The 16,531-nt window shown below is 52.9% G+C and carries 12 protein-coding genes; 4 read left to right on the top strand and 8 right to left on the bottom strand.

Features of this window, described 5'->3' with window-relative positions; translation table 11 throughout:
• The first annotated feature begins 240 nt into the window (after positions 1-240).
• Positions 241-900 carry a DUF1345 domain-containing protein gene (locus AC6I8L_RS09475; protein WP_058960547.1) on the top strand — a complete coding sequence of 220 codons (660 nt, stop codon included), beginning with the start codon at positions 241-243 and terminating at the stop codon, positions 898-900.
• A gap of 3 nt (positions 901-903) precedes the next feature.
• Here AC6I8L_RS09475 and AC6I8L_RS09470 read toward each other — a convergent pair whose 3' ends face one another.
• The gene (locus AC6I8L_RS09470; protein ID WP_058960548.1) at positions 904-1,212 is read right to left on the bottom strand and encodes a hypothetical protein; all 309 of its coding nucleotides are present in this window, start codon (positions 1,210-1,212) and stop codon (positions 904-906) included.
• A 109-nt stretch (positions 1,213-1,321) separates the two neighbouring features.
• On the opposite strand from AC6I8L_RS09470, the gene AC6I8L_RS09465 reads away from it, so the two are divergent.
• Positions 1,322-1,597, top strand: coding sequence for a VF530 family protein (locus AC6I8L_RS09465; protein WP_058960549.1), 276 nt, complete (start codon positions 1,322-1,324; stop codon positions 1,595-1,597).
• Positions 1,598-1,806: 209 nt separating this feature from the next.
• The gene (locus AC6I8L_RS09460; protein WP_058960550.1) at positions 1,807-3,237 is read left to right on the top strand and encodes a purine-cytosine permease family protein; all 1,431 of its coding nucleotides are present in this window, start codon (positions 1,807-1,809) and stop codon (positions 3,235-3,237) included.
• Positions 3,238-3,273: 36 nt separating this feature from the next.
• Here AC6I8L_RS09460 and AC6I8L_RS09455 read toward each other — a convergent pair whose 3' ends face one another.
• Positions 3,274-3,825, bottom strand: coding sequence for a YbhB/YbcL family Raf kinase inhibitor-like protein (locus AC6I8L_RS09455; RefSeq protein WP_034823536.1), 552 nt, complete (start codon positions 3,823-3,825; stop codon positions 3,274-3,276).
• 113 nt (positions 3,826-3,938) lie between these two features.
• On the opposite strand from AC6I8L_RS09455, the gene AC6I8L_RS09450 reads away from it, so the two are divergent.
• Positions 3,939-8,528 (top strand): ATP-dependent helicase, encoded by a 4,590-nt coding sequence (locus AC6I8L_RS09450; protein ID WP_058960551.1) that lies wholly within the window; start codon positions 3,939-3,941, stop codon positions 8,526-8,528.
• Here the strand turns inward: AC6I8L_RS09450 and AC6I8L_RS09445 are convergent.
• The 6 genes from AC6I8L_RS09445 to AC6I8L_RS09420 form a co-directional block, all read right to left on the bottom strand.
• Entirely contained in the window at positions 8,525-10,624 is a 2,100-nt protein-coding gene (locus AC6I8L_RS09445; RefSeq protein ID WP_058960567.1) for an FUSC family protein, read from the bottom strand. The genes AC6I8L_RS09450 and AC6I8L_RS09445 overlap by 4 nt on opposite strands.
• Positions 10,625-10,972: 348 nt before the next feature.
• Positions 10,973-12,088, bottom strand: a complete 1,116-nt coding sequence (locus tag AC6I8L_RS09440) for a lactonase family protein (RefSeq protein ID WP_058960552.1) — start codon at positions 12,086-12,088, stop codon at positions 10,973-10,975.
• A gap of 9 nt (positions 12,089-12,097) precedes the next feature.
• Positions 12,098-13,441: an enolase C-terminal domain-like protein gene (locus AC6I8L_RS09435; protein WP_058960553.1), complete on the bottom strand. Its 1,344-nt coding sequence runs from the start codon at positions 13,439-13,441 to the stop codon at positions 12,098-12,100.
• On the bottom strand, positions 13,419-14,774 hold the full coding sequence (locus AC6I8L_RS09430) for an MFS transporter (RefSeq protein WP_058960554.1): 1,356 nt from the start codon (positions 14,772-14,774) through the stop codon (positions 13,419-13,421). The genes AC6I8L_RS09435 and AC6I8L_RS09430 overlap by 23 nt, the downstream gene beginning before the upstream one ends.
• Positions 14,775-14,971: 197 nt before the next feature.
• On the bottom strand, positions 14,972-16,204 hold the full coding sequence (locus AC6I8L_RS09425) for a type II toxin-antitoxin system HipA family toxin (protein WP_058960555.1): 1,233 nt from the start codon (positions 16,202-16,204) through the stop codon (positions 14,972-14,974).
• Complete coding sequence (locus AC6I8L_RS09420) at positions 16,197-16,448, bottom strand: helix-turn-helix domain-containing protein (protein ID WP_058960556.1); 252 nt, start codon at positions 16,446-16,448, stop codon at positions 16,197-16,199. The genes AC6I8L_RS09425 and AC6I8L_RS09420 overlap by 8 nt, the downstream gene beginning before the upstream one ends.
• Positions 16,449-16,531 lie beyond the last annotated feature (83 nt).

Raw genomic sequence — 16,531 nt, 5'->3', positions numbered from 1 at the left:
TACACCCTTCATTAATCGTTTAAAATGCCGCCAAATTAAGGCGTCGCTACGCCAATCTTTGGCAATAATCCCTCACACAAAATCTCAGAATTCACGTAGCGACGTCAGAGAATGCAGCGTTCAGCCAGTGTCCTAAGCCGACAATCATTCAAATCCCGATATGATTCTTAACCGCTATCTCAGGCGTTTTTCCTGCCATCAACTACAGTTAACTGATTCAAACCCCAGCAAAAAAACATCATGCCCTTTTCGCTCACCACACATCTGTTCGCGCGGCTACGTCTGTTGATATCGATTGTTGCCGGGGTCGTATGCTATTTCTTACTGCCTGCAAAACTGGGAGAACTGCAACGCGTGCTGATTGGCTGGAATGTGCTGGCGTGGCTTTATCTGTGGTTTATCTGGTTTCGCATGCTGCGTACCGATGCTGGCGAGATCAAACGTATCGCTCAGATGCAAGATCAGAGCGCTGCGTTAGTTTTGGGTATGGTCATTGTGGCCTGCATGATCAGCATCGTGGCAATCATGAGCGAACTGCCAGCGCTCAAACATCTCACCGGCACACCACGCGTGTTACATCTGCTGCTGACGGCCATGACATTGATTGTCTCATGGGCATTACTGCCAAGTTCGTTTGCCATGCACTATGCGCATCAACACTATTTGCATCGCACTCAGGATGTCACCCCCATGATCTTCCCGGAAAAACCGGACGAACCGGCTTACTGGGATTTCCTCTATTTCTCATTCACCATCGCGGTTGCATCACAGACCGCTGATGTGGCAACGGGCACCACCGAAATGCGCAAGCTGGCGCTGCTGCAATCGGTGATCTCGTTTATTTTCAATCTGGCCATTCTGGGATTGTCGGTGAATGTGGGCGCCGGATTGCTGAGTTAACGCTTAACGACGTCCTTTATTAATTGAGGCAGACCAGTTGAAGTCACTGACTTCGCTGGCAGATTGCGCTTCAGGTTTTTTGCGGCGCGTAGGTGTTTTCTTTGCTTTGTCCGCTTTGGCTTTTTCTTTGGCTAGCTTACTGGCCATGACTTGCTGACGCGCATCTGCGGTATATTCTTTCTCTTTTTTCGCATCAGGCTCTTTACCACTGCGCTGGCGATGTTTTTCCATTAACCCTTTGAAGATTTCATCCACTTCACTTCGCTCAGCTTCATTGAACTGGTCGATTGAAATCATTTTCTTATCGCTCATCGCGTTATTTCCTCAGTAAATGGCTAAGCTCAAGTCTACACCATTGCTGCTGGCACGGCTTTCTTGTAATCTTGCCCGCCAATCATCCGCCTGCAAATTAGGACGTAATATGACCTCTCACTCTTCTAAAGATCCCATGCACGGCGTGACGCTGGAAATGATTGTTAATGCGTTAGTGGTGCGTTATGGCTGGGTTGAACTCAGTAAACTCATCAATATTAACTGCTTTAAAAACGATCCCAGCGTAAAATCCAGCCTCAAATTCCTGCGTCGCACTCCATGGGCGCGTGCTGAAGTGGAAGCGCTGTACCTGGATTCCCTGGATGAACCCGACAAACAAGATTCAGCTGACAGCGATTTTAATCCCTGGACCCAGGGCCACTGATAATCACAGCGGCTTACCCTCTCTTCCCCCTTTCCTTTTGATGACAACCTTGCCAGCGTCATCACATTTTCCAATGACAGGCTGCCTTGTAACTTCTTTTCTCGCGTGACAATATCGATACATGTATATACATGTATCGCCTATTGCAAACACAACTGATAAACAAAAATAACATAACGCACTGCGTTCATTGTTTCAGCGAGGAAACTATGTCAGCCGAATCACCTGCAGCCGATTATTCAGGCAGAGAAAACCAGCGCCTGTCTGAAACCCGATCTATCGATTACATCCCGCTCCGTGAACGTCATGGCCACCCTTTTAGCCAGTTCACACTCTGGTTCGGCGGTAATCTGCAAATCACCGCCATTGTCACCGGTGCGCTCGCCGTGGTGCTGGGCGGCGATGTGGTGTGGTCGCTTGTGGGCCTGTTAGTGGGCCAGATTATTGGTGCCGCCATCATGTCGTTGCATGCCATTCAGGGCCCACGTCTTGGCTTACCGCAGATGATCACCAGTCGCATGCAGTTTGGCGTGTTTGGTGCGGTGATCCCGCTGCTGCTGGTATGCATTATGTATGTTGGATTTTCGGCAAGTGGCACCGTGCTGGCCGGTCAGGCACTGGCAAAGCTGATTAATGTGAGCAACGCGACGGGTATGATCCTGTTCAGCGCCATCATTGTGGTGATTGCGGTGCTCGGTTATCGGGTGATTCACAAGTTGGGTAAAGTGGCGAGTGTGATCGGTGTGCTGGCCTTCGCTTATCTGTTCATCACCCTGCTTTCCACGCATGATTTGTCGGCCGTGTGGCAAAATCAGCACTTCACGATTGCCAACTTCCTGCTGGCCGTTTCACTCTCATCCTCCTGGCAGATAGCCTTTTGCCCGTATGTGTCTGATTACTCACGCTACCTGCCGGCTAACGTCTCGGCGAAAAAGCTGTTCAGTTCGGTGTTTTTCGGCACCGTTTTAGGCACCCAAGCCTCAATGACGTTGGGCGTGATTGTGGCGGCGATTGCCGGAAAAGCGTTTTCCGGTAATGAAGTGGGATATATCGTGGGTCTGGGCAGTAGCGCGACCATGGCAATGGTGATCTACTTTGCTATCTGTTTTGGCAAGATTACCTTCACTACCCTGAATGCTTACGGCAGCTTTATGTCACTCACCACCATCGTGTCAGGCTTCCGGCAGCAAACGTCCCTCAGCCGTGGCGGTCGGGTTCTGTTTGTGGTGTTGATGGTCACGATCGCCTGCATCATCGCCCTGATCAGTGAACCGGCCTTCCTTAAGTCGTTTACCCATTTCCTGTTGTTCCTGCTGGCCTTCTTTGTTCCGTGGAGCGCAATCAGCCTTACCGATTTTTATCTCATCACCAAAGGGCGCGTGGATATTCCGGCACTTTCACAGCCTGATGGTCGTTATGGGCGCTGGAACTGGGCAGGGATTGTGGTCTATTTCCTGGGTGTGATGGTGCAACTGCCGTTTATTGATAATCCGCTGCACCATGGCTCATTGACCTGGATATTTGCAGGCAATGATGTGTCGTGGATTATTGGCTGGTTTGTCACCGCATTGCTGTGGTTAGCCGCACGCCGACTGGATCGTCGGGGCGCGTTGGCAGAGTCTATCTATCCTGTAGAGTGACGTTGTCACGGCCGCCAGTTCAGGCGGCCGTATGACTTACTTATCGTTGGTAAACCGTCCCACAATGGTGGCAGCCCCCAAGGTATGGCCTTTCAATTTGGCGATCAACTCATCATGTGTCAGTCCGCCAGGTAATTGATTTACCGGCAAATCTGTTGCCACCATCACGAAGTTATAATGATGTATGCCACTTCCCACTGGTGGGCATGGACCGTAATAACTTGTGGTGCCCGGCGAATTCTTACCTCCAGTGTATCCTTCGCCTTTACTTAATTCGCCCTGCGCAAACTGCGTGCGATCCGCCGCGATGTTATAGGCCACCATATGTGTCACGCCTAAGCCTTTTCCTCCTACGGGATCGGTCAGCATCAGCGCAAAGCTACGGGTGCCGGCCGGTGCATTTGACCAGCTTAGAGCGGGAGATACATTGTCGCCGGTGCATGACGGGTTACTTTTGTTGTTGCCTGCAAAGGTTTTATCCAGCATGGCACTGTCGTTAAAATCCGATGATTGCAGCGTAAATATCGGGGCAGCCAGCACGGTTCCCGGAAGCAACGCCAATAATAGTGCGCGTTTGAACATCATCATTTCTCACTCCTGTTGATGAAAAAATCAGCCAAAACATCAAGTATATAACCTGCTCACAATCATGCTGCAGGCTACACTGCTGAAAGTCCTCTTTGAAACCCCAGGAGCATCGGATGCCAGCCTCTTCACTCGCGTTGTTTACCGCCGCCACGCAGCAATGGTTTCGCGACACCTTTAAAGCGGCGACGCCCGCACAACAGGAAGCCTGGCAGGCCATTTCGAGCGGTAAGAACTGTTTGGTGATTGCGCCCACCGGTTCTGGTAAAACGCTGGCGGCATTTCTCTATGCGATTGATGCCCTGTTTCGTGAACGCAGCGCCGAAGATCTCCCCGAACGAAGTCACAGAACACGCATTCTTTACCTCTCTCCGGTGAAAGCGCTGGCGGCGGATGTTCAGCGCAATCTGCAACGGCCTTTAGCGGGGGTGGCTGAAGAGCGGCGCAAACGCGGTGAAGCCGAGATCACCCTGGAGGTGGGCATGCGATCGGGCGATACGCTCAGCAGCGAGCGGGCAAAATTACAGCGGCGCCCACCGGATATTTTGATCACCACGCCCGAATCTTTATTTCTGATGCTGACATCAAAAGCCCGCGACACGCTGCGTGGCATCTCTACGGTGATTGTTGATGAAGTACATGCCATCGCGGGCAGCAAACGCGGCGCGCATCTGGCGCTCAGCCTTGAACGGCTGGATACGCTGCTAACGCACCCTGCGCAGCGTATCGGCCTCTCCGCCACGGTGAAACCGCCGGAGGCCGTCGCACAGTTTCTAGGGGGGAGTCGCGAAACGCTGATCGTGAATCCTACAGCTCAGCGCCCATTAGCATTAACTATCCGGGTGCCTGTTGAAGATATGACGGATATTCAGCAGCGCCCCGATAGCCGTTCAGTGCAGGATGCCACACTGTCCGCAGGATCCATCTGGCCACACATTGAAGCCGGGATTTTGGATGAGGTGTTACGCCATCGCGCCACTTTGGTGTTTACCAATTCCCGCGGATTGGCTGAAAAACTTACCGCGAGGCTGAATGAGCTCTACACGCGTCGCCTCGGAGAAAAGCCCACTGCGCCAGAAGAGTCCTTTGCCTACGGTTCCTTTACCGGCGGTACAGAGAAACGCACCGTCACACCGAATGACTTATTGGCCCGATCCCACCACGGTTCTGTTTCTAAAGAACAACGGCTGGAAATTGAAAACGCGCTCAAAGCGGGCGAGCTGCGTTGCGTGGTCGCCACATCAAGCCTGGAGCTGGGTATTGATATGGGCGATATCGATCTGGTGATTCAGGTTGGTGCGCCCCCTTCGGTTGCCAGTGCGCTCCAGCGCGTCGGGCGCGCGGGTCATCAGGTCGGCGGTACGCCGAAAGGCATCATCTGGCCGCGCACCCGACGCGATTTGGTGGATGCGGCTGTCATTGTTGAGTCGATGTTGGCGGGTGAACTCGATGCGATTACCCTGCCACACAATCCGCTGGACCTGCTGGCTCAGCACACGGTCGCCGCCGCCTCAATGGACACGCTGGAAATCGACAGCTGGTTTGAGCTGGTACGGCGTGCAGAACCGTTTAAAACGTTACCACGTCACGCATTTGAAGCGGTGCTAAACATGTTAGCCGGGCGCTATCCTTCCGATGAGTTCGCCAACCTGCGACCCCGCCTAATTTGGGACCGACAGAATAATACCCTGACTGGACGGCCTGGCGCGCAGCACCTGGCTGTCACCAGCGGTGGCACCATCCCGGATCGCGGGATGTTCAGCGTTATGCTGCCCGAAGGTGAAGAACAGACGGGCGCAAGACGCGTCGGGGAACTGGATGAAGAGATGGTTTATGAGTCGCGGATTAACGACATCATTACCCTTGGCGCAACATCATGGCGTATTCAGCAAATCACCCATGACCAGGTTGTGGTGGTGCCTGCGCCGGGCCGTTCAGCGCGTCTGCCATTCTGGCATGGCGACAGTCTCGGCCGTTCAGCGACACTGGGTGAAGCGATTGGTGGTTATTTACGACAGGCCCATAGTGAAACGTCACTACCCGGTGACAGTCTTGACGCCAATGCCCGACACAATATTAAAAGCCTGATCGCCGAACAAATTCAGGCAACTGGCGAGTTGCCCACCGACCGCAGCTTGTTGATTGAGCGTTGTCGGGATGAAACCGGCGACTGGCGCGTGATCCTGCACTCCCCTTATGGTCAACGCGTGCACGCGCCCTGGGCGCTGGCGGTGGCAGAACGCATTGGCCGCATCATGGGGATCGATCCGGCTGTGGTCGCCAGCGACGACGGTATCGTGGCACGCTTCCCCGATAGTGACGGTCGGGTGCCGGGTGCCGAGCTCTTTTTATTCGAACCTGATGAACTACAACGTATCGTCATGGCATCAGTCGGGCATTCGGCGCTGTTCGCCGCACGTTTTCGCGAATGTGCTGCCCGCGCCCTGCTATTGCCACGCCGCAATCCCGGCAAACGTTCTCCTCTCTGGCAACAACGTTTACGCGCGAGCCAGTTGCTGGAAGTGGCGCGTCAGTTTACAGACTTCCCGATCCTGATTGAGACGGCACGCGAATGTTTGCAGGATGTATACGACCTACCCGCGCTGCATCACCTGATGGCGCGGTTACATCAGGGTGATGTGCGGTTGACAGAAGTCACCACCGAAACGCCCTCGCCGTTTGCCGCACCGCTGCTGTTTGGCTACGTCGCCGAGTTCATGTATGCCAGTGATGCACCGCAGGCTGAACGACGCGCTTCAATGCTGGCGCTCGACAGCAATCTGCTGAGTGATCTCCTGGGTCAGGCGGAGATGCGTGAGTTACTGGAACCCGCCGTGATTGCACGGGTTGAACAGGAGTTACAGCGCTGCGTGGCAGAGTATCAGGCGCGCACTATTGAGGCTCTGGTGGATATGCTGCGCGAACTGGGTCCGTTATCAACCGAAGAACTTGTTGCACGCTTCAATGGCGATGAGCCCCTTGAGCCCGGCTTACACGCGCTGCAACAGGCGCAGCGGATCGTCAGTGTGAAAATCGCGGGTATCGCACGCTGGGCAGTGGCTGAAGATGCGGTACGTCTGCACGATGCGCTGGGTTGCGTGTTGCCGACAGGCCTCCCGGCTGCACTGCTCGAACCGGTCGTCCGACCATTGCAGGATCTATTAGGGCGCTACGCCCGCACCCACGCCGTGTTTACCAGTTTGCAGGTGGCTCAACGCTTTGGCCTCGGTCGCGCCGTTGTGGATGAAGCTTTGGATCAGCTTCGCCAGCAAAATAAATTACTTAAAGGCGATTTTCTCGCTTCAGGATCTGATGAGTCCACGCAGTGGGCAGCAGAAAGCGTCTTTCGCCGCTTACGTGTGCGATCGTTACAGTCCGCGCGCGACGCCACTCAACCCGTTGCACCGGCCGCCTATGTGACGTTTCTGCTTGAGCGTCAGGGGCTGTTGAGTGATGCAAACGCGCGACAGCCACAAGGCGCTTTCTCCGGTCTGAATGGCGTAATGAGAGTCGTTGAACAACTGGCAGGCGTGGTGCTGCCGGTATCACTGTGGGAATCGCAAATCTTCCCTGCACGCATTCGGGATTATCAGCCAGCCATGCTGGATGAATTGCTCTCATCGGGAGAGGTCATTTGGGTCGGTCATATTTCATCAAATGTGCAAGACGGTCTGGTTTCCCTGCATTTAAGTGAATTCGCCAGCGAAACCTTGCCTGCCCCGGACCATTCAGTGACATTGTCACCTATTGAAAATAAGTTAGTGACGCTGATGCAGGATGGCGCGGGTTGGTTCGTCAGACAACTGATGCCGCGCATCACTGATACTGAGGATAGCGATGAACTGATTGAGTCGACAGACGTGTATCAGGCTCTTTGGCAACTTATCTGGCGCGGCGTCCTCACTATCGATACCTGGTCGGCACTGCGTAATCTCAGCCAGATTGCCAGCACGCCCAAACCGCGCCTTGTTCGTGCACGTCACGGACGGCACAGTCGATCCAGTTTTAGCGCCAGTCGCCCGGTCGAATCACGACTCTCACTTCACGCTATGGCTGGTCGCTGGTCGTTGATCCCCCGCCAGCCGATTGCTGACACCGAACGTGCGCTGGCACTGGCAGAAAATATGCTGGATCGATTTGGTGTCATCACGCGTGGTGCCGCAATCGCCGAACAGATTCCCGGCGGCTTTCCGGCGCTGCAACCGGTGTTGCGCGGGATGGAAGATGCCGGGCGACTGTTGCGTGGGCGTTTTATTGCAGGCATGGGCGCGGCACAGTTTGCCGATAACCCTGCTATCGATCGTCTGCGTCAACTCGACGCTGGCAAGTCAGTGCGACATCCCCCTGTCGTATTATCCGCAGTTGACCCCGCGAACCCCTTCGGTTTAACACTACCATGGCCGCTCAGCCTCACAGGAGCCAAACCCACGCGCCGTGCGGGTGCTTTTACGGTCATCGCCAGTGGTCGTGTCCTGCTTTACCTTCCCCCTGGAGGTAAAGAGCTGATGACCTTTGATGCGCAGGATGGCGACGAAGATCTTCATGCCGCACTGGTTGCGCTGGGCCAGGCGTTAAGCCGCGAAAAGCATCTTAATTTCACGCTGGAACGGGTTAACGATCGACCCGTCGGACAATCCAACCTGCTCGCAGCGTTGAAAGAGGCGGGTTTCTCACGTGTCCCCAAAGGTTACAGTTGGTACGGTTAATAAGCGCGCTGACGATAATCCTGCAGTTGCATTCTTTCCAACTGGCGCGGCGTGGCAATGGGCCACGCTTGCTCAGGAAACAGGTAAAGACGAATGCTAAACAGATGAAACAGCGGTGTGAGTAACCCGTCATCCTGCTTTGCCAGCCGCTCCAGCAGCAGCAACAGCCAGTCGAGTTCGTCCAGCAAATCCTGGTGTGGTCGTGTTTGCAGCGATTTCAGACGCCGTTTCAGAAACAAGGCAAGCTCGTGAAACATCTGTCCACTGTCCAGCTGATGTTTTGCCAGCAGATCTTTGTGTCGCGCGTAGTAATCAAAGCTGTTAACGCCCAGCCACACCTCCGTTAACAACATCCCGGCGGTCGACATATCCGGCTGTGGATCGAGTCGTAAACGTGGTAACACCACGTTGACCTTATCCAGCATCAAACTGATGAAACGCTGTCTGCCCAGCAGCGATGAACCGGTACGTTCAAGTTCCTTGATAAAGCGTAATAGCTCACGTAACCCCTGACGAACCGCACGACGCGCCGTCCATGAAGGCCGTTTATTACGCATCAATACAGTCATAATGACGGCAAATAGCACGCCAGCCAACGAAGCAATCGCGTTGTTAATCAACAACACCAGATCGGGCTTAAGATGATGGCCTAAACCAATAAAGCCGGGAATCTGGATAGCCACGCTGATGCCAATCATATTGGTTGAGGGGCGTGCAATCATCAGGCCGAGTATCAGCAAGCCCGGCACCAGACAAATAATCAACGCTTCAAATGAGGTGGCCTGCGGTAACAGCAACGCCACATAAATCACGCTGATGAAGATGGCCACAATTACACCGCGCACAAACAATTTCATTGAGGTCAGTGGCGTATCCATACTGGCAAAGAGCGAGCTCAGGATGGCAGCCATTACGGGTGCTGAGGCACCGTCGTGCCAACCCGTGCCAATCCACAGTAAACAGGAACCAAAAATCGCGCAAAAGGCGGTTAAGGCCGACAGCCTGATCAACCCTTTGTCATAGAAACGATGGGTACGTTTGCCGCGTGCGGGTGTGGTGTCACCCGAGAGATCGCTGACCAACCCGCCGACGCTTTGATAAGCGCCCGCAATGCGGACAAAGTCCGCCACGCGCTCCAGCAAACCGGTAAACAGCAGGCAGTGTTCAATCGGTAGCTCCCCGCTACGCCAGGCCTGGTTGATATCACTCTGACAACGGCTTAATTCCAGCTGGATACCGCTGGTTTCGCCCACGGCTTCGCCATCGTTGAGCCAATGCAAAAACAGGCGGAATGCTACCGCGACGTTGTCCGGGAAGGTAATCTGCAATGCCGATAATCGCTGCAGGCGTAGTTCAATCGCAGTGAGCGTGGGGATTAAATAAGAGAGATGTTGATACTGCACGCTGACCAGACGAATCAAACGGCGCGCGGCATCACCCTCGTAAACACAGTGCGTGATCAAAATTTCCACTTGCTGCGGATTGGTCGCCATACGCGTCAGTATTTCATCGCGTTCGGGGGACTTATCCCCCGGAATACCGGACAGCAAATCGTGGCAAAGTTTGCGCGCATTCAAATACCACTGGCTGACACTCTGTTCCAGCAAACTACGCATCGAGACCGGAAACAATAGCGCATGTACCAGGCTGCTACACACAGTGCCAACAGCGATCTCTTCAATGCGGGATAACACGGTATTGGTGATAGACAGCGGCGTCATCACCTCAGGAAATCCCATGATGGCAGCGCTGTAACCTGCCAGCATGAATACATAGCTTTTTGGCGTGCGATCGTGCAGGGAAAGGTACAGGCACACACTCACCCACAGTGAGATAATGAAGCTAAAAAGTAAGGGGTGTTCAACAGTGACGGGAAAAACAAAGAAGATAAACACGCCGCCTAACAAGGTGCCGAGCATGCGAAACAGTGATTTCGAAATGGTGGACGCAGAGTAAAGCTGAGAGGCAATGAAAACCGTGGTAATGGCCCAGGCGGGTTTATCCAGGTTGAGTTCCAGTGAGAAGTACAATGCCAAAAAGGCAGCCAGACAGGTTTTTACAGCAAAAAAAACGGCGTTTTTTGAAAACCACTGCATGACAGTATTGAGACCAGACGGCACTAAGTGCGGCGTATCCTGCCAGAATATTCAATCTACTCACGGCGATAAATATGTCAGGTTGTTACAGCATCAAAATTGGTGATATTGGCAGGCAATCAATATCAGGGTAATTATTAAGGGTTACTAATGGACTAGATGCAAATTCAGCTTCTATTTACAGAATCTCTCTGATTTATAAGCCTATTGCTTCACAACCTGTCATCAGTCGTATAAATGTGTCCTGGATCACACTTTTCTAAACAACCTCAATGATTACAACGGCTCCATAAAAACATTTCGCGCAATCTGGCGCAGAGCATTGCGCCAGATCATCGCAAGGGGGACTCAGTCACTTAGTACCGTTACCCAGTTCGCATCTTTACCAGCAGGCGCTTCACCCACACGCTTTAACGAACCACTTTTGGCATCAATGGCGTAGCTGCCTGTCACTGCGCTTTTTTCACCGCTGGCGATCAGCCATTTGCCGTCCGGTGTTATGGCAATACTGCGCGGCTGCTTTTCTACCGGCCAACTACCTATCAGCGTCAGTTTGCCACTGTGTTGATCAACGCGGTATCCGCTCACCGTGCTGCTGGTGCGTTCGGTCACAAACAGGAAATGACCGTTTGGCGTCAGATGAATATCGGCTGACCAGATGCGTGGCGTGGTATCGCTGTAACCTGCCGGTCGCTCACGTCCATGTTGCAACTTATACTCTGTGGCTACGGCGTTGGGGGTTTCGCTGACTTTGACCAGTTCGCCACTCGGCTCGCGACGGAACTGGGTGATGATGCCGCCCATCTCACCGACGTTATACAGATAGCGCTGATCCGGTGATAACACCGAATGACGCGGGCCATTTTCGTCGGCGGTTTTGACATAACCGTTGCCCAGCGCGCTGAGTTCCCCCTCCTCGCTCAGCTTCAACTGCAATACGCGGTCAGTACCGAGATTGCCGACGTAGGCGGTTTCACCGGCATTATCAACAATCACCGAATGTGCCGCATGGCCCGTCTTGTAGCTGCCCACCGGCGGTGCTATCACCTTGCCATCTTTGGCTAGCCGATAGACATGCACCACATCGCCATCATAGGAGGCGCCCAGCAGGAATCGCCCCTGTTTATCGGTGCTGATATAAGGATAACTGGCCGTGGCAGGCACTGCAGTCCTGTGATTAAGGTCGCCCGTCGTGCGATCGATCTGCCAGCTCACCAGTTGCAGTGGTTTACTGCGAATGGCCGCGTATAAATGCTGGTGGTCAGCACTCAACGCCAGCGGCATCACTTTTCCGCCTGCCTGAGTGCGCCCCATCAACTGCAATACGCCGGTTTGTTCGTTCAGCGTGTAGCGGGCGATGGTGCCATCATCCGCTTCTGATACGTAGACAAAAGTTTTTGCCAGCAATGGTGCGCTGAGCGCCATCGCCGTAAGTAATGTGGCTATCTGAAAGGTTTTCTTCATTTAATGTCCTCAGCGAACCAGGGCCGGACGTTTGGCGTCAAAACGCCAGTTATCAATCAAAAACTGCATGCCCAATGCATCGTTGCGGTTCTTATCGGGCAGTGCGTTATAGAGCGCATGCGCCTGCTCGACGCGTTCCATATTCAGTTCAATGCCCAAACCTGGCCCCGGCGGCAGCTCCAGATAACCATCACGAATTTGCGGTGGCTGGTGGCTGAGTGGCTGGCCATCCTGCCATATCCAGTGCGTATCGAAGGCGGTCTGACGATTGCCAGGTGCTGCAGCACCAAGATGGGCCACCATCGCCAGTGAAACATCAAAGTGATTATTGGAGTGGCAACCGGTGGTAAGGCCCCATTCGTTACACAGTTGCGCGACGACGTTGGCGTTGCGCATTGTCCAGAAATGGGGATCGGCGAGCGGGATGTCGATGGCGTTGAGCTGCAGAGCGTGCTGCAGCTGCCGCCAGTCATTGGCGATCATATTAGTGGCCACCGGCACGCCAGTGGCGCGACGGAACTCGGCCAGGGTCTCGCGCCCGGAATATCCCTGCTCTGCGCCACAAGGATCTTCCAGGTATGGCACCTTACCTGCCAGCTGTTTACCAAAGCGAATCGCTTCATCCAGCGACCAACTGGCATTCGGATCCACGGTGACGCGAGATTGTGGAAACCGCGACAGCAAGGCTTCCACGGTTTCGACTTCCTGCTCGCCATGCAAGACGCCGCCTTTTAGCTTGAAGTCCCGAAAACCGTATTGTTCTACTGCGGCTTCTGCGAGCCGTACCACTGCTGCACTGTCCATTGCCGGTTGATGACGTAACCGGAACCAGCCATCCGCTTCGTCATCACCCGAACGGTAGTGCATGTTCGTGCGTTGACGATCGGCGATATAAAACAGATAGCCCAACACCGGAATACGCTCTCGTTGCTTACCACTGGCGAGCAGATCCGCTACCGTTAAATCGAGGAATTTACCCTGCAAATCGAGCAACGCAGCCTCAATTGCCGCCGCCGCGTTGTAAAACTTCTCTGGATTCATCTGCGGAATATGAATGTCATTGGTGTGCAAGGTGTGTTGCTGCCGCGCGTCGCTGGCGAACAGTTGGCTCAACGTGGCGTTAGCACGCATCAGTGAGCTACCGATAATCAGCGGGCGAAAATGTTCCAGCAGTTGCAACGTTGAAGCGTGGCACGGCGTTTCCCCCACGCCGCTGTTGCCTGCTGAATCGGTAAGGATCACCAGAATGCGCGTGAAATAGCAGTTATGCGCCCCGCCGATGTTCAGCAGCATGCTGTCGTATCCGGCAACCGGAACGATACGCATCGATTTAATGACTGGTGTGTCGGACATGGTTTCTCTCCGTGTGACCGAATGCAGGGGGAACAGGTTTGCGTCGCAGCAGCAGCCAGACACCGGTGATAACCGACACGCTGGTCAGCGCATACAGCCCGCCGGTGGTGCTGCCGGTATGAAGTTCAAGATAGCCAAACACGGTGGGTGCAAAGAACCCGCCGAGGTTACCGATGGAGTTGATCAGGGCAATACCAGGCGCGGCGATTGAAGCAGGTAATTCGCTTTGCGGCATTGGCCAGAAGAATGCCGCGCTGACTTTCGAGCCAATGCAAGCGACGATCATCGCGACAAAGCCAAACCAGGGTGTGCCGGTGGTGGCCATAAAGGTGCCGCACGCGGCAATCAGCATCGCAAGACCCAGCCCTTTATCCAGCTTATCGCGGTAGCGGTCGGTGGTTTTACCCAGCAGGAACAAGGCAACAATGGCACATAACCACGGAACGGCGGTCAGCAAACCTATTTCAAAGCTGTTGTAACCCTGAATACGCTGGATGATTTGCGGCAGCCAGAAGACCAGGGTGTAACCGGTCATGGTCATGGTGAAAAAAATCAGACAATAGAACAGTAAGCTGCGATCGCGCAATAAACCCCAGCGGCCGTGCTCTTTAGCATGTACGTCACGAGCTGCATCCTCTAACGCTAACTGTGCTTGCAACGCACGTTGTTCTGCTGGGGTAAGCCATTTGGCATCCTGCGGTTTAGAGACCAGCACTAGCGCGGCCAGCAAACCAATCACAATCGATCCGCCCCCTTCCAGGAACATCACCCATTTCCACCCGGCTAGCCCGTTCACCTCATGCAGCATCAGAATGGCGCCAGTTAAGGGGCCGGAAAACAGAAAGGCGCTGGCGGTGGCACTCAGCACCATCGCGGTGGCACGACCGCGCCATGCGTTCGGCACCCATTGGCGAAAGTAGAATAAGACGCCAGGGAAAAATCCCGCCTCTGCCACACCCAACAAGAAGCGCAGGACATAGAAATGCAGCGGCGTGCTAACAAAACCGGTTAACACCACCACGATGCCCCAGGTAATCATGATGCGCGTCAGCCACACGCGTGCCCCGAGTTTTTTCAGCATCATATTGCTGGGCACTTCGAACAGCGCATAACCAATAAAGAACAATCCTGCGCCCAGACCAAAGGCTGCGGCACTGATCCCCGCATCCGTCTGTAATTCGGCTTTGACGAATCCAATGTTGGCTCGGTCAATCTGGTTAACAATCAGCATCAGCGCCAGCATCGGGATGATGCGACGGAAAAACTTAGCGATTGCGGAGGCGATATGCGTGTCGTGATCTGCTGCTAAATCATAAGATTGTTGAACCGTCATGCGTCACCTATTGGGTTAATTGCACCGCTATAGGTATACGCAGTCGATTAAAGAGCAGTTATGTGAGAATGCCCGAGACCGTTTGTGCAGATGTTGAAGGGGCTTTTATGTTCAATGCGTTAGCGGTTTTCCCAGCGTAAAGTTTTGTGTGGGTTTGTGCGCTGGCTCACTGGGAAGATAGATACCTCCCAGCGCTATTAGAGCAATGAGTCAGTTTTTCGTTTTTTAGGTCGTTTGACGTCAGTGGTTAAAAATACATTGTTAGTCGCCACGCTGCGAGTCAGAGACTGGGCGATTGATTCCTTAAGCGCAGGGAAATCATCGAAAATCGGGTTGTTATTTATTTGGTCACTTATGATATCTGCGAATTGCTCAATGATATCAGCAGGCTTGATGATTTTAAGCTCACGCGCAAACTTCAGCAGATTATCTCGATTGGGGAATAGTTTGCTTTTATTTAATTTAAGCGCCAACTCTTTATCAGTAGTTGGATAAATGTCTGTATTGACCACGTCATAGAGTGGGGATAACTTGGGTGATCCATTATTTTCACTTGCATACAGTAATGAAAAATTCTTCAAATGCGCGTCACCGTTGCCTACCATGCAGCTAAAAAGAACATAGCGCCAATACAACTCAACCTGGGACTGATCGCGCGTAAATAAACTCACAATTTTCCCACCGGTTTCATAAGAACCACTGTATTTATGGTCTGATGTTTTCCCTGATAGCACACAGAAGTCCTCCATTGCCAGACGTCTATTATGCTGAATATCAAAGCGTTCCATAATAAAAAGTTCTTTATTATCAGAAAGCCAAAAATCGGCAACTGGCAAGCCACAAAGCTTCGCCAGGGACATACAGATAAATTCATTTTCCGCTAATCGTGGGTACTCTTCATCACCCGTTTTCGCTATAAGATTTGGGTACAACACGGTACCACGATTCTCAGTGCTGATCATTACCTTAGGCTGCACACCCGAAATGGAGGTTTGTAGCAGGTATTTATTTAGCAAATATTGAAAAGCGCTTTCTTTATGATCCCAGCGAAGCAAATCATCCAGTTTTTCCGGTGAAGGCCGCGGAAAATCGATCTCACTTTTATACGATAATGCGCCTATTCCAGTGTCCTGCTGTAATGCGAGGAAAAGCATATCACTCACGTTCCCCACATAACGGCGTAAACGTTCAGCGATGTGGTAGCGAACATAGCCTTCAGGTATGTTCATCTCAAAAATATTAAATAATCGACTACCGTTATAACTGATCCGATTTTCCGTCAACATGGTAAGCGATACGGGGCGTGCCATTTCAGAGAAATAACTGAAATTGTAACTCCCCCGTTCATGCAACAATCTTCCGCTGTACTCACCCCCGCTAAACACGTCAATGTAACGCAGTGGCTTTGCCAATTGGTTGAAATCAGTCATCGTTAAACAATTCCTCCAGTTCATCCAGTTGCGGTATGCCCGCAGACTGCACGGAAAGTTTTAGTTCGAGCGTATTGAGATACAACGTCAATACTTTGAGTGACCCAGAATAAAGGCCGTTCTCAATCTGCGAGATCACGGTGCGGTGAACACCCGAATGCAAGGCTGCTTTGGCTTGCGTCCACCTTTTCGCTTTACGTTTTTCCTGGCACTTTCTGCCAATATCTTGCATGCCTGGCAGCATACGCCTCCAAATGTTGTTATATAGCAACATATATGTAAAAAACACCTAATTGTTATTATATAGCAACATTTCAAGATTGCGAC

The organism is Type-E symbiont of Plautia stali (assembly GCF_059731115.1).
This window is presented reverse-complemented; position numbering and strand designations above follow the sequence as displayed.

Coding starts and splice junctions, on each gene's coding strand:
- AC6I8L_RS09455 (WP_034823536.1), bottom strand. CDS start 3,825: ATGATGATGTTCAAACGCGCACTATTATTGGCGTTGCTTCCGGGAACC.
- AC6I8L_RS09465 (WP_058960549.1), top strand. CDS start 1,322: ATGACCTCTCACTCTTCTAAAGATCCCATGCACGGCGTGACGCTGGAA.
- AC6I8L_RS09445 (WP_058960567.1), bottom strand. CDS start 10,624: ATGCAGTGGTTTTCAAAAAACGCCGTTTTTTTTGCTGTAAAAACCTGT.
- AC6I8L_RS09470 (WP_058960548.1), bottom strand. CDS start 1,212: ATGAGCGATAAGAAAATGATTTCAATCGACCAGTTCAATGAAGCTGAG.
- AC6I8L_RS09420 (WP_058960556.1), bottom strand. CDS start 16,448: ATGCTGCCAGGCATGCAAGATATTGGCAGAAAGTGCCAGGAAAAACGT.
- AC6I8L_RS09425 (WP_058960555.1), bottom strand. CDS start 16,204: ATGACTGATTTCAACCAATTGGCAAAGCCACTGCGTTACATTGACGTG.
- AC6I8L_RS09435 (WP_058960553.1), bottom strand. CDS start 13,441: ATGTCCGACACACCAGTCATTAAATCGATGCGTATCGTTCCGGTTGCC.
- AC6I8L_RS09450 (WP_058960551.1), top strand. CDS start 3,939: ATGCCAGCCTCTTCACTCGCGTTGTTTACCGCCGCCACGCAGCAATGG.
- AC6I8L_RS09460 (WP_058960550.1), top strand. CDS start 1,807: ATGTCAGCCGAATCACCTGCAGCCGATTATTCAGGCAGAGAAAACCAG.
- AC6I8L_RS09440 (WP_058960552.1), bottom strand. CDS start 12,088: ATGAAGAAAACCTTTCAGATAGCCACATTACTTACGGCGATGGCGCTC.
- AC6I8L_RS09430 (WP_058960554.1), bottom strand. CDS start 14,774: ATGACGGTTCAACAATCTTATGATTTAGCAGCAGATCACGACACGCAT.
- AC6I8L_RS09475 (WP_058960547.1), top strand. CDS start 241: ATGCCCTTTTCGCTCACCACACATCTGTTCGCGCGGCTACGTCTGTTG.